Annotated in this window: 20 protein-coding genes; 3 read left to right on the plus strand and 17 right to left on the minus strand. The window is 65.0% G+C overall.

The window, feature by feature from the left end:
* Nucleotides 1–16: 16 nt before the first annotated feature.
* A complete protein-coding gene (locus tag C1876_RS00135) occupies nucleotides 17–1618 on the plus strand; it encodes a helix-turn-helix domain-containing protein (RefSeq protein WP_244909975.1) in 1602 nt (533 codons plus the stop codon).
* Nucleotides 1619–1705: 87 nt separating this feature from the next.
* On the opposite strand, the gene nrfD is transcribed toward C1876_RS00135, so the two are convergent.
* The 4 genes from nrfD to C1876_RS00155 all read right to left on the minus strand — a co-directional run bounded on the left by nrfD (nucleotide 1706) and on the right by C1876_RS00155 (nucleotide 6079).
* Nucleotides 1706–2572: an NrfD/PsrC family molybdoenzyme membrane anchor subunit gene (gene nrfD / locus C1876_RS00140; RefSeq protein WP_114544696.1), complete on the minus strand. Its 867-nt coding sequence runs from the start codon at nucleotides 2570–2572 to the stop codon at nucleotides 1706–1708.
* 6 nt (nucleotides 2573–2578) lie between these two features.
* Nucleotides 2579–3112, minus strand: a complete 534-nt coding sequence (locus tag C1876_RS00145) for a 4Fe-4S dicluster domain-containing protein (protein WP_114544697.1) — start codon at nucleotides 3110–3112, stop codon at nucleotides 2579–2581.
* 1 nt (nucleotide 3113) lies between these two features.
* On the minus strand, nucleotides 3114–5303 hold the full coding sequence (locus tag C1876_RS00150) for a molybdopterin-containing oxidoreductase family protein (RefSeq protein ID WP_114544698.1): 2190 nt from the start codon (nucleotides 5301–5303) through the stop codon (nucleotides 3114–3116).
* 77 nt (nucleotides 5304–5380) lie between these two features.
* Complete coding sequence (locus tag C1876_RS00155; RefSeq protein ID WP_158544490.1) at nucleotides 5381–6079, minus strand: molecular chaperone TorD family protein; 699 nt, start codon at nucleotides 6077–6079, stop codon at nucleotides 5381–5383.
* A gap of 237 nt (nucleotides 6080–6316) precedes the next feature.
* Here C1876_RS00155 and C1876_RS18085 point away from each other — a divergent pair, with 237 nt between their 5' ends.
* Nucleotides 6317–7813, plus strand: a complete 1497-nt coding sequence (locus C1876_RS18085) for a response regulator transcription factor (protein ID WP_211309474.1) — start codon at nucleotides 6317–6319, stop codon at nucleotides 7811–7813.
* Between the two features lie 41 nt (nucleotides 7814–7854).
* Here the strand turns inward: C1876_RS18085 and C1876_RS00165 are convergent, their stop codons facing one another.
* The 3 genes from C1876_RS00165 to C1876_RS00175 all read right to left on the minus strand — a co-directional run bounded on the left by C1876_RS00165 (nucleotide 7855) and on the right by C1876_RS00175 (nucleotide 11180).
* Nucleotides 7855–8502: a SanA/YdcF family protein gene (locus C1876_RS00165; RefSeq protein WP_114544701.1), complete on the minus strand. Its 648-nt coding sequence runs from the start codon at nucleotides 8500–8502 to the stop codon at nucleotides 7855–7857.
* A gap of 167 nt (nucleotides 8503–8669) precedes the next feature.
* Nucleotides 8670–9734: an NADH:flavin oxidoreductase gene (locus C1876_RS00170; RefSeq protein ID WP_114544702.1), complete on the minus strand. Its 1065-nt coding sequence runs from the start codon at nucleotides 9732–9734 to the stop codon at nucleotides 8670–8672.
* Between the two features lie 42 nt (nucleotides 9735–9776).
* A complete protein-coding gene (locus tag C1876_RS00175) occupies nucleotides 9777–11180 on the minus strand; it encodes a helix-turn-helix domain-containing protein (RefSeq protein ID WP_114544703.1) in 1404 nt (467 codons plus the stop codon).
* Between the two features lie 213 nt (nucleotides 11181–11393).
* Here C1876_RS00175 and C1876_RS00180 point away from each other — a divergent pair, with 213 nt between their 5' ends.
* On the plus strand, nucleotides 11394–13208 hold the full coding sequence (locus C1876_RS00180) for a flavocytochrome c (protein ID WP_114544704.1): 1815 nt from the start codon (nucleotides 11394–11396) through the stop codon (nucleotides 13206–13208).
* 60 nt (nucleotides 13209–13268) lie between these two features.
* Here the strand turns inward: C1876_RS00180 and leuS are convergent, their stop codons facing one another.
* From leuS to C1876_RS00230, 10 genes are all read right to left on the minus strand, one after another.
* Nucleotides 13269–15842, minus strand: coding sequence for a leucine--tRNA ligase (gene leuS / locus C1876_RS00185; protein WP_114544857.1), 2574 nt, complete (start codon nucleotides 15840–15842; stop codon nucleotides 13269–13271).
* Nucleotides 15843–15976: 134 nt separating this feature from the next.
* Entirely contained in the window at nucleotides 15977–16270 is a 294-nt protein-coding gene (locus C1876_RS00190) for a ferredoxin family protein (RefSeq protein WP_114544705.1), read from the minus strand.
* Complete coding sequence (locus tag C1876_RS00195) at nucleotides 16267–17553, minus strand: FAD-dependent oxidoreductase (protein WP_114544706.1); 1287 nt, start codon at nucleotides 17551–17553, stop codon at nucleotides 16267–16269. Before C1876_RS00195 ends, C1876_RS00190 begins: the two co-directional genes overlap by 4 nt.
* 11 nt (nucleotides 17554–17564) lie before the next feature.
* On the minus strand, nucleotides 17565–19091 hold the full coding sequence (locus tag C1876_RS00200) for a class I adenylate-forming enzyme family protein (protein ID WP_148044514.1): 1527 nt from the start codon (nucleotides 19089–19091) through the stop codon (nucleotides 17565–17567).
* The gene (locus C1876_RS00205; RefSeq protein WP_114544708.1) at nucleotides 19091–20332 is read right to left on the minus strand and encodes a CoA transferase; all 1242 of its coding nucleotides are present in this window, start codon (nucleotides 20330–20332) and stop codon (nucleotides 19091–19093) included. Before C1876_RS00205 ends, C1876_RS00200 begins: the two co-directional genes overlap by 1 nt.
* A gap of 19 nt (nucleotides 20333–20351) precedes the next feature.
* Nucleotides 20352–21719: a phytoene desaturase family protein gene (locus C1876_RS00210; protein WP_114544709.1), complete on the minus strand. Its 1368-nt coding sequence runs from the start codon at nucleotides 21717–21719 to the stop codon at nucleotides 20352–20354.
* A gap of 51 nt (nucleotides 21720–21770) precedes the next feature.
* A complete protein-coding gene (locus C1876_RS00215) occupies nucleotides 21771–22229 on the minus strand; it encodes a PaaI family thioesterase (protein ID WP_114544710.1) in 459 nt (152 codons plus the stop codon).
* Between the two features lie 33 nt (nucleotides 22230–22262).
* Nucleotides 22263–23207, minus strand: a complete 945-nt coding sequence (locus C1876_RS17895; protein WP_114544711.1) for an FAD-binding protein — start codon at nucleotides 23205–23207, stop codon at nucleotides 22263–22265.
* A gap of 14 nt (nucleotides 23208–23221) precedes the next feature.
* The gene (fixA, locus tag C1876_RS00225; RefSeq protein ID WP_114544712.1) at nucleotides 23222–23983 is read right to left on the minus strand and encodes a putative electron transfer flavoprotein FixA; all 762 of its coding nucleotides are present in this window, start codon (nucleotides 23981–23983) and stop codon (nucleotides 23222–23224) included.
* Nucleotides 23984–24000: 17 nt separating this feature from the next.
* On the minus strand, nucleotides 24001–25146 hold the full coding sequence (locus tag C1876_RS00230; protein WP_114544713.1) for an acyl-CoA dehydrogenase: 1146 nt from the start codon (nucleotides 25144–25146) through the stop codon (nucleotides 24001–24003).
* Between the last annotated feature and the right edge of the window lie 406 nt (nucleotides 25147–25552).

The raw sequence follows: 25552 nt of genomic DNA on the forward strand, positions 1-25552 counted from the left end.
GTTGACCAAGAGGGGGATGGATTTGAGCACTCGGCTGGCGGTCGGACGCGATCGACGCAGCATGCGCATGGTGTGGAAGACGCTCCGGCTGCGCCACATCGGGCTCGCGTTTTTCTGGGCGTGCAGCATGCTCACCTTCCGCAGCTCCATCCTGCTGCAAGGCCCCGCGGACACGCCCGAGCTCGAGACGTTCGTCGTGCTCGTCTCGTTCGTGGCGAACATGACCACCCTGTTCGCCATCGCGGCGTTCATGGAACGCGACCCCCGCACGTTCGACCGCCTGCCCGGCTGGCTGTTCTGCGCGTTCATCATCGTGGGCCTCGTGGTGATCGACGTGGCAGGACGCTGCGGCAACGAAGCGGTCATGCTCGCGCTGCTGATAGGCGGCTCGGCGCTTGCCGGCGTGGGATACGGTTACTTTTGGGGAAGCTGGGCCGAATACTTCGGGCGCATGCACCCCTCGCGCACCTCGTTCTACATCCCCGTGGCGTTTCTGCTCACGGCTGCGCTATTCCTGGGCATCTCGCTGGCGGCCGAGTACGAGAGCGCGCCGCCGCTGCTGCTCATGCTGCCGTTGCCCGTCCTGTCGCTTCTCTGTCTGCGCCGCTGCCATGCCGAGGTTCCCGACGGGAACTACGCGCGCACCACGAATTCCAAGCGCTACCTCACGGCGCTCGCCTCGCTCGTCACGCTTATCGTGGCAAGCCTCGTGCTATCGCTGCTGTTCGGCCTCGTGTGGGAGATGACGGTGCTGTCGGTGAACTCGGTGAACGAGGCCCACCAGGCGCCGCTCGTGGCGAACCTCGTGGTGGCCGTGCTGCTCATCGCCCTCGTGCTGTACGCGCACAAGCGCTTAGACCTGGCGCTGGCGTACCGCGTCATCGTGCCCGTCATCGTCATCCTCTTCGCGGTGCTGCCGTTTTTCTGGGAGACGAGCCCCATCGTGCTCAACGCCGTGATGAGCGCGAGCTACGGCGCGTTCGACGTGATCATCTGGTACATGGTGGCGTCGAGCGCCTACGACTTCGCGGTTTCGGGCTTCGTCATCGGCGGCATCGTGCGCGCGCTGTCCATCCTCGCGCGCCTCATAGGCATCGGCATCGGGTACCTGCTCATGCTCATACCGAACAGCTCGTCGCTGCTCATCGTGGGCGTGTCGGTGGGCGCCATCTACGTGCTGGCCGCATTGGGCCTGTTCTACGGCACGCGGCGCAAGCCGTCGGTGCTCGAGGCAGCGCGCGCCGAAGCGGGCGCGGGCGAGCTGACGGCGGGCGAGACGGCGGAGCACTCCCCCGCAGGCGCGGTTGCGCCCGTCCCCGCGACTCCGGCCGCACCCGCAATGCCGCAAGCCCCCGCGGCTCCTACCCCGGCGCAGGCCGTCCCCGCCGCGCCCCCATCCGAGGACGCCGTCTTCGAGATGATCGCCGAGGACTTCAGCCTGACGCGCCGCGAGGCCGAGCTGCTGCCCTTCATCGCCCGCGGGCGGTCGGCGCGCGTCATCGCCGACGCGCTGTTCGTGTCGGAGAACACCATCCGCACGCACACCCGCCGCATCTTGGAAAAGACCGACCTCCACTCCAAGCAAGAAGTGATCGACCTCATCGAACGCTACCGGTAGACGCAAAAAGACGGGCGCCGCGGAGAGGGTGCGGCGCCCGTCGGGTAATGCGTATGATGCGCGCGTACGTTCGACGCAGCGGCGGCGCTAGAGGTACAGCACCGGCAGCGCGGCGAGCACCACGAGCAGGCGCAGCAGGAAGCCGCCCACGAGCACGCCCGCCTCGCCGATGATGCTCACGGCCATGGACGTCATGGACGTTTCCACGCGCTTCGTGATGAACACCGGATAGCCCTCGATGAGGAACGGCGCCACCAAACCCAGCAGCACGATGCCGCCCCAGAACGCCGGTGCGTAGTGCCCCATGACGAGCGACTGCACCGACGCGGCGCCTTCCACGCTGCCCGCGCTCACGATGATGAGCATGGTTGCCAGCACCACCATCTCGATGGCCGACAGGATGACGTGCGACTTCTTGATGAGCCACATCTGCTCGAAGCGCTCGCGGTCAACGATCAGCCCCACGAGCGACGTGGCCGCAAGGCCCGCCGACAGCGCCGACACCACGAACAGGATGGGCAGCACCGCGTTGTTCCACAGCGGATACGCCTTCACCACGCCCAGCAGGAAGCCCGTGTAGGCCGCCACCGCGAACGCGGCTACCACGCCGATCCACGTGAGCCACTTCGGCACGGGCTTCTTCAACACCTCGAGCAGTGCCGACACGAGCGCCACCGGCATGAACACGCAGATGAAGTACACGCCCAGCGTCATCACCGAACCGGGGTTCGCGATGAGCCACACGAAACGCAGCGGGTTGTGCAGCCCGGCTTCGGCGTCGAAGATGAGCATGACCAGGCCGATGGCCAGAAACACGGGAGCGATGATGCGGCCGGCCACGCGCATCTTCACGCTGTCAGGGTACTTGGCCTCGACGAACGCGGCCGTCAGGAACGCGCCGGCCGACGCGCCGGCCAGAAACAGGTACCAAGCGATAAGGGGTCCCCATACCATTGTTCATCACCTCACGTAGTAGATCTTGGATTCGGTCAGATTGCTCGCGAGCGGTTGCGCGTTGGAGCGAGCGATGGCCTTCGAGATCTCGCTCTCAGGATCGTCCAGGTCGCCGAAGATGCGCGCGCCCGTGATGCAGGTGCCCACGCACGCCGGCGGGTTGCCCGGCTCGCCCTCGTACCAGCAGAAGCGGCACTTCTCCACCACGCCCGAGTGCAGCTGCACGCGCACGCCGTACGGACACGCGGCCATGCAGTACTTGCAGCCGATGCACTTCTCCTCTTCCACCAGCACCACGCCCGAATCGGTGGTGTAGGTGGCGTGCGTCGGGCATACCGACGCGCACGGGGCGTTCTCGCAGTGCATGCACTGCACGGGCACGTTCTCGGCGTACACGCTGGGGTATGTCCCGGTTTCCAGCTCCTCGTAGTGGATGAACGCCTTGTCGGAGTCCAACCCGTTGATCATCTGGCAGGCCACGCGGCAGGCGTAGCACCCCACGCACTTCTTCGTGTTGATGAGCATTCCGTAACGCGCCATGTTATGCCTCCACCTTCTTCACCGTAACGGCCACTTCCTGGCTCATGGTCGAACCGACGCCCGGCTCGCCGCCGTGGAACGGCACGAACTCCGTCATGCTGATGCCGTACTCGTAGGCACGCGACTGGTACGGAGACGACCCGCCGTAGTGCGTGGGCAGGTACAGCACGCCCGGCTTGAGACGCTCGGTTACCTTGCACCGCACCTGGCCGGTATGCTCGCTCGACGCCACCTCCACGAGGTCGCCGTCGGCGATGCCGCGGTCCGCCGCATCCTTCGAGCTCATCCACACGCGCTCCAGGTTGTACTCGCGCGAGATGGCGTTGAGGGCCTCGATGTTCTGCGTCATGGTGTGGGAGTGGATGGCCTGCTTGCCGCCGATGAAGTGCAGCTCGTCGCCCTGCGGCATGACAAGGCGCTCCACGTAGCCGATGACGGGGTTGAGCCCCGCAGCACCCGCCTTATCGCTGGTGAACTGGTACTTCTCGGTGGGCGTTTTGAACGCGGGCACACCGTACTCGAACTTCTTGGACGTCACGTCCACGATGCCCTTCTCCTTGAGCTCGTCGAAGCTCACGCCGAGCGTGTCCATTTCGGCGCGCGCCAGATCCTCGACGGTGAAGTCGAAGTACTGGCCCACCCCGCAGGCCTGCGCGAGGCCCGTGAAAATCTCGTCGCAGGGCAGCGTGTCGGGATGCACGCGGTCGAGCGCCTGAGCGCGCAGGGCCACGAACTGCTTCTTGCCGCCGATGTAGTCGGGGGCCTCCATGCGCTCGAGGTAGGTGCACTCGGGCAGCACGTAGTCGGCCTGCATGGCCGTCTCCGACATCTGCACGTCGATGGCCACCATGAGGTCGAGCTTCTCGAAGGCCTCGGCCCACACCTTGGGCTGGGCGTAGCCCTTTGCCGCGTTGGAGTTGTAGAAGAACAGGCCCTTGATGCGGCCGTCGAGGGCGGCTTCGAGGGCGGCGATGTTCGAGCCCGAGCTGCTCACCGCGCCGTACTCCTTGTCGCCGATGCGCTTGGCCTCGGGTTTCGGCGGAGCGGCGAACCGCTCGTCAGCGATGTCGCCGGCCTTCGGCGAGCCCGTGAGCAGCGCGCCACCCTTCTGGCCCCACGACCCCAGCAACGTGTTCACAGCCGTCACGGCGCGGGCCGTGTCGAACGAGTTCTTGTACGCGCAGCCGAACGCGGCGCGCCAGCTCGCCTCCACCGCGGCGGCCGGTGCGGCGGCAGCAAGCGCCTGCGCCAGCTCGCGGATGGTGTCGGCGGGCACGTCGCAGATGCCTTCGGCCCATTCGGGCGTGTAGGTTTTGGCCTGCGCGGCGAACTCGTCGAAGCCCACCGTGTACTGCTCGACGAACTCGTGATCGTAGAGGTCCTCTTCGATGAGCACGTTGCAGATGCCCATGAGCAGCGCCAGGTCGGTGCCGGGGTTGACGGGCACCCAGTCGGTGGCGAAGATGCCGGCGTTGTTGAGGCGCGGGTCGACGATGACCACGCGCGTGCCGGCCTCGGCGGCGTCGGCCAAGCTCATGGCATGGGACGGGCGAATGCCGTCGCCGTAGCTGCGGCCGATGAACATCACCATCTTGCACGAGGCGAAGTCCACCGAGTAGTTCGACGCGCCGATGGTCTCGGCGAAGCCGGCTTCCTTGGACAGGTTGCACGCCGCCGCATGCGTGTAGATGTTCGCGGAGCCCAGCGCGTTCATGAAGCGCTTCGTGTAGTACTTGCCCGACGGGCGCGGGTCGTGGATGAGCGCCAGCGACTCGGGGCCGCTTGCCGCCACGATGGCCTGCACCTTCTCGCCGATCTCCCGGAACGCGGTGTCCCAGTCGATGGGCTCGAACTCGCCGTTTTCCGTACGGCGCAGGGGCTGCGTGACGCGCTCCTCGTTGTAGGCCATCTGCGCGAAGCCATGGCCGCGGGCGCACAGCTTGCCCTTCGAATACGGATGCTGCTCGCTGCCGTTCAGCGTGAACAGCGTCCCGCCCAACGTGGTGGCCATCAGGCCGCACTTGCTCGAGCAGCCGTTGCACAGCGACGGCGTGACCGCGCGGTCGCCTCCGGCCGCATGCGCCTCATCGGCGCGCCACGCGCTCAGCGAAAGCGTCCCGACCGCGCCCAGCGACGCAGCCGCGGCCGATCCCTTCAGAAACGTCCTGCGCGAAACCGTAGAATCGAACATTCCTCCTCCTTACCATCTCGTCGTACTGTCTGCGTCGCACGCGAGCGCGCAACGCCCTCCCTACCGATGAGCGTTTCTCACGCCGCATTCGCAGCCCATGCGTGCACCGCACGGTCCATCGAGCGGACCATCGTGCGCATGAAGGCGATGCCCTGCGCGAGGTCGCGGCGCTTGGTCATATCGAATGCCGGGGCGTCTGCCGCCTGCTCTGCACGAGCGGCAAGCATGGCGTCGTAGGCGCCCAGCCAGTCGAAGTGATCGCACACGAGCGTGCGCGCCGCCGACGCATCATCGGCTTCGAGAAAGAACGCCTCAAGCTCGAGCAGCAGCGCGAGGTGATCGGGCATGGCCGCGAACCCCTCGGGCACGCTCAGCCCGCAGGCGGCGTACAGCGCCCGCACGTGCCGGGCCGACTCGCCGCCGTACATGCCCCGCGCGGCGCGCACCGTGCCGTCGGGACCGCACCACGGTTTGTGCAGCGATTCCACCGGCAGCGCCGCCAACGGCAGCCCGGCAACCAGCACGTCGCGGCCAAGCGCGCGGCGAGCCGCGTCGCTCGGCGGCGCAACCGCCTCGCCCGACAGGCACGCGAGCACCTCGCACACGGCGCGCACCGAGGCTTCGTCGGCAGCTTCGAGACCTTCCCGGGTCAGCAGCGGCGCGACGGCAACGCAAGCCGCCTGCAGCAGACGTGCGGAGGGGATGATGTCGGTGGGCGTGGCGGGCTCGGCGGACAGGGCTGGTGCGTGGGGCGCGATGGGTGCGTTCGGATTCACGGGCGTCCTTTCTCGTCGCCGCAAAACCCTAACCCCAGCGAATCACTTGCTTATCATCAATAATTGATGATAATGGTGTTTATGCTGATGAGGTAAAGTGTTGTCAGCGCGCTTCCCCCCGAAGCGCCCTCTATCTCAGGGGCCGTGCGGACCCCTGGAACCAAGCCGCCGCCGTTCGACGAAGGAGTTTGCCGACCCATGTCCGAATGCTCGCCTGAAGCGAATGAACGACGCAGCATGCGCATGGTATGGAAGACGCTGCGACTTCGCCACCTCGGTCTCGCGTTCTTCTGGGCGTGCAGCATGCTCACGTTCCGCAGCTCCATCCTGCTTTCGGGGCCGCTGTACACCACCGGCTATCAAACGCTCATCGTCATCGTGTCGTTCGTGGCGAACATGACCACGCTGTTCCTCGTCGCCTCCCGCATGGAGCGCAACCCTTCCTTCTACGACAAGCTACCGCCAACGGCGTTCACCGCGTCCATCGTGACGGGGCTCGTGCTGCTCGCCGGTTCGGGCGCCGCCGGAAGCGCCGGGCTGCTGAGCGAGCCCGTCGCCATCGCCGTGCTCATGACGGGTTCGGTGCTGGCCGGCGTGGGATACGGCTACTTTTGGGGAAGCTGGGCCGAATGCCTCGGCCGCATGCACCCCTCGCGCACGTCGTTCTACCTTCCCGTGGTGCTGCTGCTCACGGCGCTGCTGTTCGTGGCGTTCACGTTCTGCTCGGAGGAGCTGGGCGTGCCCGCGCTGCTGCTCATGCTGCCGCTGCCCATCCTCTCGCAGCTGTGCCTGACGCGCTGCAACCGCGAGGTGCCCGACGAGCGCGCCACCCTCACCGCCGATTCGGGACGGTACCGCACGGCGCTCGGATCGCTCGTGAGCCTCATCGTGGCAAGCCTCGTGCTGTCGTGTTTGTTCGGGTACGTGTGGCAGATGACCGTGGTGTCGGTGGATTCCGCCTACGAAGCGCATCGGCTGCCGCTCATGGCCAACATCGTGGCGGCCGTCGCACTCATCGGGCTCGTGCTGTTCGCGCGTCGCCGCACCGACCTCGCGCTCACGTTCAAGGTGATCGTGCCCATTTTGGTGGTGCTGTTCGCGCTCATGCCGTGCTTCTGGAGCACGAATCCCGTCGAGCTCAACGTGGTGATGAGCGCCTGCTACGGCGTGTTCGACGTGATCATCTGGTACATGGTGGCGTCGACGGCGTACGACTTCTCCGTGTCGGGCTTCGTGGTGGGCGGCATCGTGCGCGGGGTGTCCATCATCGCGCGCCTCGTGGGCATCGGCATCGGCTACGTGGTGATGCTCATTCCCGAAAGCCCGTCGGTGCTGATCATCGGCGTGTCGGTGGGCGCCATCTACGTGCTTGCCATGCTGGCGTTGTTTCAGCACACCCGACATCGCTTCTCGTTTTTAAGCTTCGGCGCGGGCAAGGCGAAGGAAGCGGACGCGGAATGCGCCGTTGCGTGCGGAGCGTCGTGCCCCGTGCGGCAACGCGAGCAGGGAGACGACACGGACGAGGTGTTCGCCCCGATTGTGGACTACTACGGGCTCACGCGGCGCGAGGCCGAAGTGCTACCCTACCTCGCGCGCGGGCGCTCCGCCAAGGTGATCGCCGAAGCGCTGTTCGTGTCGGAAAGCACCGTACGCACCCACACGCGGCGTATTCTGGAAAAGACGGCCCTGCATTCGAAGCAGGACCTCATCGACCTCATCGAGAACTACGAGTAGACGGAGCGGCGGCCTGCGAGGCGCAGGCGCTGCCGCATGCCTTAGCCTTCGGTGACGTCGCCCGACTGGTTGAGGCTGATGGGATCGCCCACGAACGTCGAGGGCACCTTGAACAGCGTCTTGAAGAAGTCCTTCGTGCGGGCGGGAATCTCGCGCATGTCGTACTGGAACTGCTTCGAGTAGTCGTGGTAGTCGCTCGCCACGCCGATGGCCTCGAGGCCGAGGCCCTGCGCGGCGTACAGCGCGCGGTACAGGTGGTACGTCTGCGTGGCCACCACGATGCGCTCGGCGCCGAACACGTTCTTCGCGCGATACATGCTCTCGTACGTGGAGAACCCGGCATGGTCGCAGAAGATATCCTGGCTCGGCACGCCCTGCGAGATGGCGTAGTCCTTCATGGCCTTCACTTCGTTGTACGATACGGTGCTGTTGTCGCCGCTCATGATGAGCTTCGGCGCGACGCCCGCCTTGTACAGCTCGATGCCGTCGTCGAGGCGGTCTTGCAGGATGCCCGACGGCGTGCCGTCGGCGAACACGGACGCGCCCAACACCACGATGGCGTCGGCGTTGTAGCCTTCGGCGGCCTGCGGCTCGACGATATGCTCCTTCGTCGTGGCAACCGTCACGACGTTCGTCACCGCGAACACGGCAACGACCACAAGTATGCATCCGAGTATCAAACCCAGCATCGTCCTCAACCACCCATGTTTCTTACGTTGCGTCATAGGGGTCGATGATAACAAACGCCGCGCCGCCCCCGCCACACGTTCATCACTCGTCATCGAAACTCAAAGCCGATTACACGAGAATTGCGGGGTTCGGGGGTGGCACGATGAGAACCATAGCATCCGAAGGGCTACTCCCGCGCGGGCAGGAGGCAGCGGTGGCCGGAGGTGGTGCTGCAGCCGTTGCAGGAGATGCAACGCGGTTTCGCGTGCGGATCGGCCTGCCAGCGGCGCGGGAGGTCGGGCTCGCAGATGAGCGGACGGCAGAGGCCGAACCCCGCGATGCCGTCCTCGCGCACGAGGCGCTCCATCGCAGCGACGCTCCGATTGCCGCCCGTGAGGATGACGGGGATATCCACGGCGCGCGCCAGGCGCCGCGCGTACGCGGCGAAGAAGGGCTCGCCGTCGAAGTCGCGCATGCGGCAGGCGCGCCAGGCGCCGCTCACCTCGATGGCCGACACGCCGTGCGCGGCGAGCAGCTTCGCCACCGCGAGGCTATCGTCCTCGGTGAGCCCGCCGTCCACGCCGTCGGAGCTGTTCAACTTCACCAGCAGCGGGAAGGTCGTGCCCACGCGCGCCCGCACGGCATCGACAACCTCGAGGAGGAACCGCGCCCGGTTCTCGAGGGAGCCGCCGTACGCATCGGCGCGCCGGTTGAGCAGCGGGTTGAGAAACTGGCTGAGCAGGTAGCCGTGCGCGGCATGCAGCTCCACGCCGTCGAACCCGGCCGCCTGCGCTCGCGCCGCCGCGTCCGCGAAGGCGGACGCAAGCGCGCACAGGTCGGCCGTCGTCGCCTCGACCGGCACGATGCCGGTCTTCGGATGGGGCACCGCCGAGGGCCCGAGGATGCGCGCGCTCGGAGGATCGAGTTTCGTCGCGGAGCCGCCGTACACGATTTGCGACACGATGGCCGCCCCGTGCGCATGCGCCGCCTCCACCAGCGCGCGATAGGCGGGGACGAGCGCGTCGTCGCAGATGCTCAACATGCGCGGATTCGGCTGCTCGTCAGGCGTGACGTACGCATATCCCACGATGACGGTGCCCACGCCGCCCGCCGCAAGCTCCTCGTAGACCGCCTGCAACTCCGGCGTGATCCGCCCGTCCTCGGTGGCCAGCGCCTCGTAGGTTGCCGCGCGCACCAACCGGTTCTTCGCCCGCAGCGTCCCCACCCGCATGTCCTCGAACAGCTCGCTCATCGCTCTCGCCCCTCATGTTGTCGCTTTACCCATCCCAACCGCTCATGGTTCTATAGTAAGCAATTCGTAGAGCTCTTCGCGACTGCGCACGCCAAGCTTTCTGTAAATGCGACTGGTATGCGCCTTCACCGTACCGGGCGCCACGAACAGGTTCTCCCCGATTTGGGTGGTGGTCTCCTTGCGCGCCAGCAGTTGCAGCACCTCTTCCTCGCGCGGGCTCAGATTATGGTCGCGCGACAAATCGGACACGCGCAGCGCCAACACGCCGGGCGAGAACACGTCGTCCTCCCCCGGATCGCCCTTGAGGTTGATGCCCCACTTCGCGGAAAGCCGCTTCTCCGAGAAGAACAGCGCCGCGAACGCCACCACCACCGCAATCACGATGCCGATATGCAGGACGTTCATCGACTCCTTCGACAAATACACCGAGGCGAACGCGAAGACGCTCCACCCGCCCGCCTCCACGAGATAGCGGATGCCGCGCTCGATGCCGTTGAGCCACGCGGCCGCAATGCCGAACCGATACGTGATGTTGCTCAGCACGATCATGATGAAGACGGACAGCATGGTGTATCCGGCGTCGTAACACGCCGCCGCCGTTTGCGAATCGAGCGAAAACTGCGGGGCGATGAGCAGCAGCCCCACCGTCATGAAGGGAAAGGCCAGCTGGTAGATGGTGTCGAAGTTGAACCACTTCGACGACGACAGCACGCCGAAGAACACGAACAGCGCCACGAACACGGTGCCCACGATATTGCCCGCCACGAGCGGCTGATCGGGCAGCACGCCGAAGCCCGTTCCAAGCGTGCATACCCCCATGAGCAGGATGGGCTTCCACGGCACTTCCGACAACCGCGGCTTGCCCATGGGTTTCGGCAGGTCGAGCTCGGGAAGCCGCCTCATCGAGCGACGCACCCAATCGATGGACACGAGCGGAAGCGCCACGGAGAACACCGCGATATACGCCGGATCGAGCCCGGTGAACAGCCACTTGAGGCACTCGCCGAACGCGATGGCCCCCGCGTAGTACACCGCGACGCGCATGGGGTTGAGCGACCCGAAGAATTCCGTCCACATGAGGATGAGCAGGGCCAACCCGGCGCCCGCCAACACGAGCCCCGCGTACTTGAGCGCCGCAATCTGCACCGCGAAGCACGCGAACACGCACAGCGCCGACCCTCCCACCATGGCCACGGCGGTCAACCTGACCAGCGTGCGGTTGCACCACAGCGGCACGATGCGGCGCGCGAAGATCACCACCGCGAACGACGCAACGCCAATGGCCCCTTCGAACAACGCGTAGTCGAAGAAGCCGATCGTAGGAAACGCCTCGTAGCGAAAAAACGTCGACAGCCACGCACGATACAGCCCCACTCCCAGAAACGCCACGGGCAGCATGCCCACGCGCATGAGCACATCTTTCCAACGCTCAACGAAATCCCTCATGCAGATGACCCCCTCCCTGCAGGCTCGGTTTCCCATCTTACCCCGAAACAACCGGGCCGTCCGGGCGTTTTCCCACGGGTTACATTTTTAAACTCGGGCCGGTTTACACATTGAACCCCCAGCTAGACGTATCGCCAGCACATCCGGTGGTAGGGTTTTGCCGCCCCGAACGAAAACCAAGGGAGGCGGGGCATACCGAAGGAGGATGACATCATGGCAGGACTTTCTCGCAGGCAGTTTCTCACCGGAGCGGCGCTCGCCACCGCGGGCGGCGCGCTGACGCTGGGCGGCTGCGCGCCGACGGGCCAAACGTCGAGCACGGTTTCCGAAAACGCGAGCACGGCAACCGTGGGCACCGGAATGGGCAAGCACGGAACCATCCAAGTTGAAGTGGTGACGAAGGACGGCGTCATCGAGCGCATCGACGTGCTGGAATCGCGCGAGTCCATGGGGCTCGGCGACGTGTGCATGGACAAGCTGGGCAAGCTCATCGTCGACCATCAGACGCTCAACGTCGACGTGGTCACCGGCGCCTCGCTCTCGAGCATGGCGTACCTCAACGCCGTGGCCGAAGCGCTCGACGAGGCCGGCGAGAAATCGTCGGAGTGGAAGAAGCGCGACAAGGCACTGCCGCAACCGGCCGACGGCATCGCCACATCCTACGACGTCGTGGTAGTGGGAACCGGCGGCGCGGGATTCACGGCCGCCATCAGCGCGGCGAACAAGGGCAAGCAAGTGCTGCTCATGGAGAAGCTGGGCGTGTACGGCGGGTCCACCGCCCTGTCCGGCGGCGAGATGGCCGTGCCGAACAACTGGGTTCAGGAGAACATGGGCTTGTCCGACAGCCCCGAGCAGCTGGCGAACGACATGCTGGAAGGCGGCGACCATCGCGGCGACCCCGAGCTGGTGAACGTCATCGCGAACGGCGTGTTCGACGCCGCGCAGTGGCTCACCTATGAGGGCGGCGTCTCCTGGGAGCACAACCTGCTGTTCTTCGGCGGGCATTCGGTGAAGCGCTCCATCATCCCCACGGGACACATCGGCAATGCCATGACCACGAAGCTGACCACGCGCGCGCAGGCCATCGACGCTATCACGCTCATCGACAACACGAAGGCCACGGCGCTCGCGCTCGGCTCGGACGGCAGCATCAACGCCGTCAAGGCCACCAACACCGTCACGGGCGACGAGTACACGTTCAACTGCAAAGCAGTCGTGCTCGCCTGCGGCGGCTTCGGCGCCAACGTCGACATGCGCGCGAAGGCGAATCCCGACTTCGGCGAGCAGTTCAACTCCACCGACTCGGTGGGCGCGCAGGGCGACGGCCTGACCATGGCGTCCGACATCGGCGCCGACCTCGTGGACATGGAGCTCATTCAGACGTACCCCATCTGCGACGTCGACACGGGCGCCCTGCTCTACCTCGACGACATGCGCCTCGACGAGCGCACCGTCATGTTCAACAAGGAGGGCAAGCGCTTCGTCGAGGAGCTCGGCCGTCGCGACGTGCTGTCGAAGGCCATCCTCGAGCAGACGGGCGAGCGCGCCTATGAGATTTGGGATCAGGCCGCAGCCGACGAGACCAAGGTGGTAGACATCCATTCCGACGAGTTCGAGAACCTCTCGTCGCGTCAGCTGTGCGTGAAAGCCGACACGCTCGAGGAGGCGTGCGAGCCCTTCGGCATTGACGCCGCCGCGCTCTCGAAGACCATCGAGCAGTGGAACTCCTACGTTGACCAGGGGTCCGATCCCGATTTCAGCTATCGCGGAACCATGCACAAAGTGGATACGCCGCCGTACTACATCATGGCGTACAAGCCGGCCGTACATTACACGATGGGCGGCCTGCGCATCAACCCGAACGCCGAAGTGCTCGACACCGCCGGCAACCCCATCCCCGGCCTGTTCGCCGCCGGCGAGGTGGCCGGCCACAAGATGGGCACGAACCGCCTCGGTTCCACGTCCATGGCCGACATCTACACCTTCGGCCGCGTCGCCGGCGACAACGCCGCCGACTACGTAGGATAGAACAACAAAGCGGCCCGGGCATGCCCGGGCCGCTTTGCGCGTTGCGTGTGGCGCGCGCCGCTACTTCGCGACGATGTTCACGAGGCGGCCCGGCACGACGACAACCTTCTTGACGTCCTTGCCCGCAAGCGCCGCCTCGACGGCGGCGAGGCCGGCGGCCTTGATGTCATCTTCGGCAGCGTCGGCAGCCACCATGATCTTGGCCTTCACCTTGCCGTTCACCTGCACGGCCAGCTCCACCTCGTCGGCCTTCGCCTGCTCGGGGTCGAACTCGGGCCACGGCTGCGTGTGCACCGAGCCTTCGTTGCCCAGCACGGCGCTCCACAGCTCCTCGGACCAGTGCGGCGCGATGGGGGCCATGAGCTTCACGAGCACGGCGGCCACGTCGGCGTCGAGGTCCTTGAGGTAGTCGCAGTTCGCGCGGGTTTCGGGCGACACCTTGCGCAGGTAGTCGCTCGTCGCGTTCGTCAGTTCCATGATGGCGGCGATGGCCGTGTTGAAGTTGTTGCGGTCGAAGTCGTCGATGACCTTGCCCACCACGCGATGACGCTCGCGGTTGAGCGTTTCGGCGGCCTTCTCGCCCTCTTCGAACGACGCGCCCTCCTGGTAGAGCGACTCGTCGTCGGCCACGTAGCGCAGATCGCTCACGATGCGCCACGCGCGGTTCATGAACTTGTAGATGCCGGCAAGGCCGCCCTCGTCCCACAGCAGATCCTTGTCGGGCGGGGCCATGAACAGGATGTACGCGCGCACGGCATCGGCGCCGTACTCGGCGATCATGTCCTCGGGAGCGATGACGTTGCCCTTCGACTTGCTCATCGTCTCGCCGTGCTCGTCCTTCACCATGCCCTGGCACAGCAGGTTCGCGAACGGCTCGTCGAACTCGAGCATGCCCAGATCGCGCAGCACCTTCGTGTAGAAGCGGCTGTACAGCAGGTGCAGGATGGCGTGCTCGATGCCGCCGATGTACTGATCGACGGGCATCCAGCGGTTCGCCTTCTCGGGCGCGAACGGCAGCTCCTCGTTGTGCGGGTCGGTGTAGCGCAGGTAGTACCAGCTCGAGCACGTGAACGTGTCCATGGTGTCCGTCTCGCGCTTCGCCGGGCCGCCGCACACGGGGCACGTCGTGTTCACGAACGCCTCGTGCGTTGCCAGCGTCTCGCCCGCGGCCAGGTCGATGTCTTCGGGCAGGCGCACCGGCAGGTCGCTCTCGGGCACGGGCACGAGGCCGCATTCCGGGCAATGGACGGCCGGGATGGGGTTGCCCCAGTAGCGCTGACGGCTGATGAGCCAGTCGCGCAGGCGGAACTGCACGGTCTTCTTGCCCTTGCCCTCGGCGGCGAGGTCGTCGATGATGGCGTCCACGGCCGGCGAATGCTTGCCGCCCACCATGCCGGTGTACTTCCCGGACTGCACGAGCACACCCTCGGCGTCGTAGGCGCGATCCCAGTCGACGGAGGTCACGACGCGCTCCTGCTCGCCGTTGAGCTGGGGATACAGCGGGTCTTCCTCGCCCAAAATGATGGGGATGATGGGCAGGTCGTACTTGCGCGCGAACTCGAAGTCGCGCTGATCGCCGCACGGCACGGCCATGACCGCGCCGGTGCCGTAGTCGCTCACGATGTAGTCGGCCACCCACACGGGCACCTTTTCGCCGTTCACGGGGTTGACCATGTAGCGGCCGGTGAACGCGCCGTGCTTCTCGCGGTCGCCCTGCGCGCGCTCGACGGCGCTCACCTTCGCGGCCTGCTCCACCACCTCGCGCACGCCCGCTTCGTACTCGGTGCCCTCGACGAGCTCCATGAGCCCCTTGTACTCGGGCGCGAGCAGGAAGAACGAGCAGCCGAACAGCGTGTCGGGACGCGTGGTGAACACGGTGATAGTGTCGGCTTCGGTGGGCTCGGCCGGCGCTTCGCCGTCGGGGCCGCACAGCACGAAGTCGATCTCGGCGCCTTCGGAGCGGCCGATCCAGTTCGCCTGCATCTGCTTGACGCGCTCGGGCCAGCCGTCCAGCTGATCGAGGTCGTCGAGCAATTCCTGGGCGTAGTCGGTGATCTTGAGGTACCACTGCGTCAGGTCGCGCTTCTCCACCGCGCCGCCGCAGCGCCAGCACTGACCCTCGGTGACCTGCTCGTTCGCCAGCACGGTCTGGCAGTTCGGACACCAGTTCACCGGGCTGTTGCGGCGCTCGACCAACCCGCGCTTCCAGAACTGCAGGAAGATCCACTGGCCCCAACGATAGTATTCGGGGTCGCACGCCACGACGGTGCGGTCCCAGTCGTACGAGAAGCCCATGCGCTTGAAGCTGGCCTTCTGCGTGTCGATGTTGGCGTAGGTCCACTTCGCCGGATGGCTGTTGTGCTTGATGGCCGCGTTCTCGGCAGGCAAGCCGAACGCGTCCCAGCCCATGGGGTGCAGCACGTCGAAACCGCGCATCTTGTAGTAGCGCGCGGTCACGTCGCCGATGGTGTAGTTGCGCACGTGGCCCATGTGGATGTCGCCCGAGGGATACGGGAACATCTCGAGCACGTACTTCTTCGGCTTCGAGGCATCCTCGGTCACCTTGTACAGGTCGATGTCGGCCCACTCCTGCTGCCAACGCGGCTCGATCTCGTGCGGGTTGTAAGGTTTCATCATTGCTGTCCTCGTCAGGTCGGCGCCACCCGCACGCGTCCGTGCGGAGGCTCAAAATCGCGAATGCACCTATTATAGTGATTGCCGCCCGAAAGCGAAGCGCCAAAGCCCAACTTCACACGTGGAGTTGATGCCTACCCGTAGCGGTAGGACACCCCGAGGCCTCCTTGGGGGAAGGTCCAGCGCTCGAGGGCGGTGTCGGCGCACAGGATGCGACAGGTGCCGCACTCAAGGCAGCCGGCGTAGTCGAAGCTCGTCTCGCCCTCGGGCGAGCGCTTGTACAATCCAGCCGGGCAGCACAGGATGAGCTTGTCGAACTCGGCCGCAGCGACCTCGTCCTTGAGCGCGATATGGGCATGGCTCTCGTCCACGTTGAACTTGTCGACGGCCAGCTTCTCGTCGACGTTGACGGTGATGGTGTCGATCACAGCGCCTTCATCCCCTTCCGCACATCCTTGAGCAGCGACAGCATGCCCATCCGCTTGACCGGCCCCATGACGGTGCTCTTCACCGACCGCACCGGCGCGCCGTCCACCGAGAACATCCCGCGCATGATATCGGCAGCCATCTCGGGATACCCGGAGAACATGCGCGGCGTCCCCTCCATGAACGCGGGGAACCTGCGGTACGCCTGCAAGTCCTTGAGCACGAAGCTGTCCTCGAGCTTTGCGCGATACGAGGCCAAGCGTGCTGCCGACGCATCGCCGGCGTCAAGCGCCTCGATGGCAGCCTCGGCCGCGATACGACCCGCCGCAATGGCGTAGTCCATGCCGCGCACCTGGTATCCCAGGTTGATGCAGAGCATAGCCGCATCGCCGGTAACCAGGCATCCGTCGCGGTACAGCGTGGGCACCATGTCGTAGCCGCCCTCGGGAATGAGGTGGCCCGAATACTCCACGAGCGCTCCATCGCGAATGAGCGGCGCCACCGTGGGATGCTGCTTGAAGTCCTCCATCATCTGATAGACGGGCACCGACGACGTGCACAGATCGGACAACGTAGCCACCAGCCCGATGGAAACGGACGCGCGGTTCGTGTAGATGAACCCGCCTCCCACATGCCCGTGCGTCGCCGCACCCGCGAACAACCACGCCGCGCCCTCCCCTTCGGCAGCCTGGAAGCGATCGCTGATCACCTGTTCAGGCAGCGCAATCGTCTCTTTCACGCCCACGGCAATCTGATGTGGCAGCGGGCGCGTGGCAAGCTTCGCCTTCTCGGCAAGCAGCGAGTTCGCGCCGTCGGCCACAATCACCACATCAGCCGTGATCGCATCGTCGCCCGCCTGAATGCCCGCAACGCGTTCGCCCTCCCAGACGAAGTCTTCCACGGCAATGCCGTACACGCATTCGGCACCCGCCTGCTCGGCCCGACCGGCAAGCCATTGGTCGAAGGGGCCGCGCAGCACCGCATACGACACGGTAGCGGCGCCGGCGAGGCGCGGCGAGCAAAACGAGAGCGTGGTGCTCTCATCGTCCGTCATGAAGGTGATGCGCTCGTTCGTTATGGCACGCTCGAGGGGCGCGTCGTCCTCAAAGTCGGGGAACACCGCGCGCAGCGCATGCGCGTACAAGCGCCCGCCCGTCATGTTCTTGGCTCCCGCATCCTCGCCGCGCTCCACCAGCAGGACGCTCTTACCCTCCTGCGCAAGCACGGCGGCAGCCACCGAGCCCGCGCAGCCGGCTCCCACCACTATCGCATCAAAATCCGCCACGTTCGCACTCCTTACTGCTCCTGCTGCTTCAGCAGGTCGATGTATGCCTTCGACACCTTGCCCGACGCGCTTCGCTCCAGCTCTTGCACGAACGCAACGCGATGGGGTTTCTTATATCCTCCCAGCTGGCGAGCGCATTGTCCCATCACGTCTTCAGCCGTCAGCTGCGAGCCCTCCGCTCGCACCACGAACGCGGCAAGCGATTCCCCCCAGTAGGCATCGGGCACGCCCACCACGGCAACGTCGAGTACCTCCTCGCCCAACGACCGGATGCACCGCTCCACCTCGAGCGGATACACGTTTTCGCCGCCGGTGATCACCATGTTGCTCTTCCGGTCAACGAGCGTGAGGAAACCTTCGTCGTCGAGCGTGGCGATATCCCCGGTGAAGTACCACCCGTCCCGCAGAACCTCGCGCGTGCGCTCCTCATCGCGCAGATACCCCGTCATGATAGTGGGAGTTTTCACCACCACCTCGCCCGCAACCCCGCGCGGGCATGCCGCGCCGTCGTCGTCGACGATCTTCAAGTCCATACCGGGCACCACCGTGCCCGCCGACAACAGCCGTGCGGGGTCTCTATGGTGCTCGGGCAGCAACATGGCGATGGCGCCGAACGTTTCGGTCATGCCGTAGCCTTGGAAGAACCCGCACGCGAACAGCTTCTGGCACAACGCGAGCAACTCGGCATTCACCGGCTCGCCGCCGTACACCACGAGGCGCAACGACGTGATGCGCACGTCCTCCCGCTCCACATAGGCGGCGATGCCGCGCAGCAGAAACGGCACGACGCACAGGTGCGTCACCCCGTACTCGCTGATGGACGCCACCAGGTCCTCCGCCTTGCGCGAGCTCGCCATCACCAACTCGCCGCCCACCAACAGCGTGATGAGCGACGACATAAACGTCACGTGGAACAGGGGCAGCACGCACAGCGTGACGCAATCGTCCGAGAACTGCATGGCGCGCGTGTCGATTTCAACGCGCTTCAGCAGCGCGTCGTGCGACAGCATGACACCGCGCGGAATACCCGTCGTACCGCTCGTGTACAGCAGCAACGCCGTGTCGGAACCTTCGACGGCCGCGCGCGATTTCCGCGGGCCCGCATGCGCCAGCAGCTGTTCGTACGCCAGCGCATCCCCCACCGCTTCGTCGCCCAGCAATACCAGCCGCACGGGATGGCCCACGTCGCCCAGCACAGACCCCACCGACTCCCGCAGCTCCGGGGCGAGAAACACCACGCTCGCCCCGGAACGCGCAAGCAGCTGCTTGATAGTGAGCGGCGAAAGCCGTATGTTGTACGGCTCGTACACCGCTCCCACCTGCATGCATGCGAGCAACAGCTCCATGCATGCAGGATGGTTCGGCGTGATTGCGGCCACATGGCCGCCCGCGCTCACGCCGAGCTCGCTCAACACGCCGGCCAATCGGTCAACCCGGTCGCCCAGCTCTCGGTAGGTCCAGGCCCGCCCGGCAAAGCGCAGTGCCACCTTGCCGGGACGAGCACGAACCGAAGCCTCCCATATGTCGGCGAGAGACATCAAAGCCCACCAACGTAATCGGACTTACGCAGAACCTTCTTCTCGTACAGGGCGGCTATCTCGTCCTCGCTGAAGCCCGATTCAGCCAAGATGTCGTCGTTGTCCATGCCCTGGGACGGGCACCCGCGCCAAATCTGCGACGGCTGGTTGGTGAATCGCGGCACCGATGTGGCGCCCTTCGCCTTGCGGCCATCCACCGTATCCCACTCGACCCACGTGCCGCGCGCCACGTAGTGAGGATGGTTCTCCATCATCTCGTAGCTCATGACCACCGAACACGGGATGCCGATTTTCGCCATGGCGTCGGCGAATTCGGCCGCCGTGTGCTCGGAGCAGTACTGCTCGATGGCACCGTCGTACACCGGCGCGCCCTCGGAGTTGATGCCGACCGACGGCATGCCCTCCGGGAACAGCTCGGAGCCGTATTCCAAACCGAAGAATTCGATAGCCTTCTTGACCGTCGATGCTCCGGCCGTGAACAGGTACACGCCCTCGCCATCGGCGCACTCGTAGTAGCCGCAGCCCGCCGAGATGTTGTCGCGCGGCGCACCCGCTCCGCGCTCTTCCTGCACCTGCTTGTCGAACCACTTGCTGTACAGGCCCGCCTGGCAGCGCACGGCCGCCTCGAACTGCGCGAGGTCGAAGCTCTCGCCCGTGCCCGTGCGCAGCGCATTGATGTACGCGGCCAACGCCGAACCGTAGGCGAACAGGCCCGCGTAGTAGTCGGTCACGAACTTCTGAATCATGTACGGCGGTCCGTCCTTGTAGCCGTTGAGGTACATGAGGCCGCTGAACGCGTTCACCGTGAAGTCGTAGCCGGGCAGGCTCACGTAGTCGGGATCGCCCGTCAGGCCATAGCCCGACATGTGGCCGATGACCAGCTTCGGGTTGTGCTCCCACAGCAGCTCGTCGGGATATCCCCACTTCTCCCACTGACCGCCGCGGGAGGCTTCGATGAAGATGTCGGCGTCTTCGATGACCTTGAGGAACACCTCGTGACCCTCAGGCGACACGACGTCCAGCATGAGGTTGCGCATATTGCGGTGCTCGTTCTGCGCGCCCCACCCGTCCTGCGTCCAGCGGAACGGGTCGAGGCCTTTCGGCGGTTCAAGCCAGATGACGTCGGCACCGTTCTCGGCGAACAGCTCGCCGGCGAAGGGGCCCGCCGTCGACACGGCGGACACCACGACTTTGACTCCTTGGAGATTGCCAAATGCGGGAATATCGGCTCGTTTGACCATGCCTTCCCACTCCTTTCGGTTACGCCACGTAGTTGTCGAAGAACTCGATCGCGCTGTTCACGCACAGCTCAAGGCCGACACCTGAACCGCCTGCGTCGCCGCCCACGACGTAGAGGTTCTCAAGCGGCGTCTTGATGGCCGGGCGCTTCTTGCCCACCTGGCCCGCCTCCTGAGCGATGCCGATGCCCGTGCCGCGCTCGCCCATGACGCGCGCGCCATCGGCCGGCATGACCGTTTCCACGAACGCCGCATGCTCGCGCAATCCGGGGAAGTACTCTTCGGCGGAATCGATGAGCGCTTCCAGGATGGCGGGACAGTACGTCTGGTCAAGGTCGTCGGGCACGGCGGTGGTCATCATGATAAGCTGCTTGCCCTCGGGCGCCACTGAGGGGTCGAAGCTTGACGGGACCACGATGAACGCGTTGATCTCGTCGGGCATCTCGCCGCGCGCAAGCGTCTCGTTGTATTCGCGCGGCACCATGGACGAGAAGTTGCTGAGCATCTTGATCTCGGGGCTGACCGGCGTGTCCATGCCGAAGCGGGCGATGATGCCCACGAACGAAATGGCCAGATCTTCGACGTAGCGCACGTACTCCTCGTCGAAGCGCTCCGGCCCCGCCAGCTCGAGCACGGTGTCTTTAATGCTGGAATTCGACACGATATAGTCGGCGCGGCACTCCTCGCCGCCCGCGATGACGCCCACGGCTTTGCCGTCCTCCACGATGATCTTCTCAACCGGCATGCCGAGGTGCACTTCCACGCCGTACTTGTCGAGGCCCTCCATATAGGCATTCGTGATGGCCACGCAGCCGCCCGACGGATACGCCGACGAACGCGCCTCGGACTCCCACTTCAGACAGCGTGCGAACTCGCCGGCCGACAGGCGGTACTCGGGAATGCAGCAATAGATGAAGCCCACCTGGCTCACGCAGGCGTGGACGAACGAATCCGTGGTGTAGGAGTTGAGGTGCTCCTCAAGCGTGATATCGTCGAGCGCGTGCGTCTCGTCATCGCTCATGGCCTTGATGTCGCTCACCATCGCAATGACGGCCTCGAAGTCCTCGTCGGGCACGCGGCCCTTGAGGTCGTGAGGGAACTTGAAGTTCTCGCCGCCCGTGCTCTGCACGGGGCGCACCTTGGTGAACTCGATGCTCGACGGGACGTCGCAACGCTCGAGCAGCTGAATGAGCGGGCCCTTCTCGCCGCGCGAGATGAGATGGACGCCGTAATCGACGGTGAACCCGTCACGCGCGGACGAACCCAGACGCCCGCCTGGCCGCACGCTCTTCTCGAACAGCGCCACGCTTTTGCCGCTGTGCGCCAGCAGCAGCGCGGAAGCAAGTCCGCCGATGCCCGCGCCAATCACAACCGCATCATAGTGCCTCATATCAGATCCCTTTCTTCGTTGGGGGTCGCACTCGCTGATCTTGCCTGGGTCTTACTTCTGAGCGGGCAAGGCGTAGTAGTTGAAGTCGAACTGCGCCACCACGTCTCCGTCCACGTCGTGCACGTCCACCTGCAGGAAATAGTTGCCCCGTCCACGCTCGCGCACCGGCGCGATCTTCTCGGCCGCTTCTTCTTCGGTGAGCGACAGCTCGACGTACAGGTCCTTCGTGCCGGGCTTGACGAACTTGATGTCCACGCCCTTGAGGATGGGCACGAATTCGTCGCTGCCGTACGTGGCCATGAACAGCGTGCCGCCCGCGATCTCGGCCAGCACGAACTCACTGCCCGCATAGGCGATGCCCACATGGTTCATATGCAGCTCTTGCACGGGCAGCCCCAGACGCACATGGCGTTCCTCGATGATCTCCGGCTGGAGCTTCGCGAGGTTGATGAAGGGGGTCGGCCCCTCGTTGACGTTCTTCGCCAAACCTTCCAAATACGCTTGATCCATCGTGCTTCCTCCTTGCTATCGTTCGTGCACCCTTTACGCTTCCAATGCCGCCACGAGCTGCGGGACCACGTCGTACAGGTCGCCGACGATGCCGTAGTCCGCCTGCTTGAACACCGGGGCGTTCTTGTCCTTGTTGATGGCGATGATGGTTTTGGCGCGGTTCGCCCCCACCATGTGCTGCACCTGGCCCGACACGCCCACCGCAACGAACATATCCGGCTTGAGCATGACGCCCGACACCCCGATGTAGCGTTCGCGCGACATCCAGTTCACCCCTTCGGCGATGGGGCGCGTGCAGCCCACCTCTGCCTCGAGGACATGCGCGAGCTGCTCCACCAGCTGCAGGTCTTCCTGCTGCGCGATGCCGCGCCCCACGCTCACCACGCGTTTCGCCGCCACGAGATTGACCGCCTCGACGGTGCGCGGACGGCGCTCGACGAGCGTGCATCCGCTCGCCGCCGCAGATGCGGGCAGCTCGTCGAGCGCCGCTTCCGCACCCGTCGCCTCCGGCACCGGCTCGTTCAGCAGCAGAGCGTCGCCCACCAGCACCACGGCCGTTGCCGCCCGCACGCGCTCCACGCTCAGCGCGCTACCGCCGTACACCAGATGCTCGGCCAGCAGCGTTCCGTCCTCAACCCACACGCGGGAAGCGTCGTTCACCACGCGCGACCCCACGGCGGCGGCAATGCACGCACCCGCCAACCGCAGGCGCTTGCTCGTGGACAGGAGCACCACGTCGGGACGATGCTCCTTCACGCCTTCTATCACCGCGCCGATGCAATCCTCGTACAGCGCGTTTTCCTCTTTTGATACCACATGCACCGCGTCTGCTCCCTGAGCTTGCACGCGGGAGGCATCGGCGGCCGTGCCGATGAAAACCGCTTCAACGCGCTCGCCCACGCGACGACCGACCGCGCACAGCGCCGCATAGCTCTCGGGGTCTTCCCCCATCACCCAAACCGTTCCGAACGTGCTCATGCACCTCACCGCCCTTACCGCGAAGCTCGAATATCGGAGGCCAAGGCGCTGATGTTCTCGGCCGAAGCGTCTTCATACACCACCATCTTGCGTTCGATGCTCTCGGGAGCCAGCACCGACACGGTTTCCACCGGGGTGGAAGGAAGGCCGCCCACCTCGTCGAGCGACCAGGTGGTAACCGGTTTTTTGCCCGCCGCTAGAATGTCCTTCAACTGGGGAATGCGCGGCAGGTTGATGTCCGTCGTCACCGACAGCACTGCGGGAAGCGTCACTTCGAGCACTTCCACTTCGTGTTCGAGCGTGCGCGCCACCATGAGCTTGTCACCCTGCACTTCGATGCTGCTCACCGCGTTGAGCACCGGCACGCCCGCCAGGGCGCCCACGAGCGAGCCCACCTGCTGTGCGTACAGATCCGACGAGCCCTCGCCGCACAGCACCAGGTCGTAATCGATCTTTTCCAGAGCGGCCGCCAACACGGTTGCCGTCTGGAACGCATCGGCTGCGCTCAGCGCAGGGTCCACCACGGCGTACAACTCGGAAGCTCCACGGGAAAGCGCTGCCTTCACCAGCTTGGAATCGGTCAGCTTGGCATCGCCTGCGCTCAGCAGCACCGCACTGCCTCCCGTGGCGTCCGCAATGCGCACCGCTTCTTCGACAGCCATGAGGTCGTACTCGCCGATGATCGGCTTCGCCCTGCTCAAATCGAGGCTTCCGTCCGCCTTGACGACGATGTCCTGCTCGTCGGGCACCACCTTGTAACATGCAACCGTGTTCATGACGTACCCCCTGCGCCCTACTGGGCTTCCTTGATGAGGGCACGCCCGGCCGTGTGCACCATGATCTCCTCGGTGCCCGCCATAATGCGGTACACGCGCTGATCGCGCCACAAGCGCGAGATACGGCAGTCGTGCGTGTACCCGATACCGCCCATGATCTGCATGGCGTCGTCGATCACCTGGAAGGCTGCCTGGCCGGTGTAGCGCTTCACGAGCGAGGAGTCGATGGAGATGGACTCGCCGTTCATCTTCTTCCACGCGGCCTTGTACAGCATGTTCTGCATGTTCTCGATCTTGATCTTCATATCGACGATTTTTTCCTGGATGAGCTGGAATGTGCCGATGCTCTTGCCGAACTGCTCACGCTGGCCGGCGTACTTCACCGCTTCGTCGTACGCGCAGCGAGCCATGCCCACGTTGGCGGCGCAAATGGTGAGGCGCTCCACCTCGAAGTTCTTCATGAGCTGGTAGAAGCCCTTGCCCTCGACGCCCACGAGGTCGGATTCCTCGCACTCGACGTTGTCGAGGTGCACCTCGTAGGTGCCGCACATGTTGTTGCCGATCTTGTCGAGCTTCTCCATGGTGATGCCGGGGCGATCCATGGGGAACAGGTACATGCTGAAGTCCTTGTAGGGGTTCTCGTTGATGCCGCTGCGGCATACGCACAGCATGTACGGAGCGCGGTCGGCACTCGTGTTGAACGTCTTGTTGCCGTTGATGTACACCTTGCCGTCGCGCTTCGTGGCCGTCGTAGCCATGGCGGCGCTGTCGGAGCCGGCCTGCGGCTCGGTGAACCCGAGCGTGAACGGCTTGACGCCCTGCATGGCGTACTTGAGGATCTCCTTCTGCTGCTCCTCGTTGCCGAACGTCAGGATGTCGTCCACCTCGGTGGCGAAGTTGATCCATACGAGCGAGGGATAGCCCAGGGCATGGGCCTCTTCGCACACCATGATCTGCGTCATGATGTCGGTGGGAGTACCGCCGAACTCCTCGGGGATGCCGAGCGACGAGAAACCGGCTTCCACGAGGATATCGACCGCTTTCTGCGGATACTCGTGGTTCTTGTCGCACTCCTTGAAGTAGTCTTCGAGGTTGCCGCGCTCATAGGCGGTCCTCAGGCTCTCAAGCAGCAGCTCCTGCTCTTCGGTCTTCTTGAAGTCCATCGCGGTGCTCCTTCTCTATTCGGTGGTTTGACGAAGACGCTCACGACTCCACGGCGCCCCGCCGCCTTGCCGGACAGTATAGAAAGCCGCGCCGGTATGGAATAAATACGTATGTTGCAGCAACCGAAGCCGTGCCCTTTCACCTCCGTATGCAGAGTTCGATAGTGCGTAATACAGGGTTTGCATAGAGCGAGGTCAGGGGTATTTGCGTGCGGAAGCGTCGCCCCGCAACGGCCCGTCTTTTGATACACTTCCCTTTGAACACATCATTGACCTGCACTTTTAATATGACCAAACCACGCAGTGCAGCAATCGCGCACGTTTGGATAGGGGAAGCTCGACCACCCGCAGCGGCAGAGCCCGCCTGCGGGGCCGTTGTACAATAGCGACCAGGATCGGCGGGAAA

The sequence above is a fragment of the Eggerthella sinensis genome, assembly GCF_003339815.1.
GTDB lineage: Bacteria > Actinomycetota > Coriobacteriia > Coriobacteriales > Eggerthellaceae > Eggerthella > Eggerthella sinensis.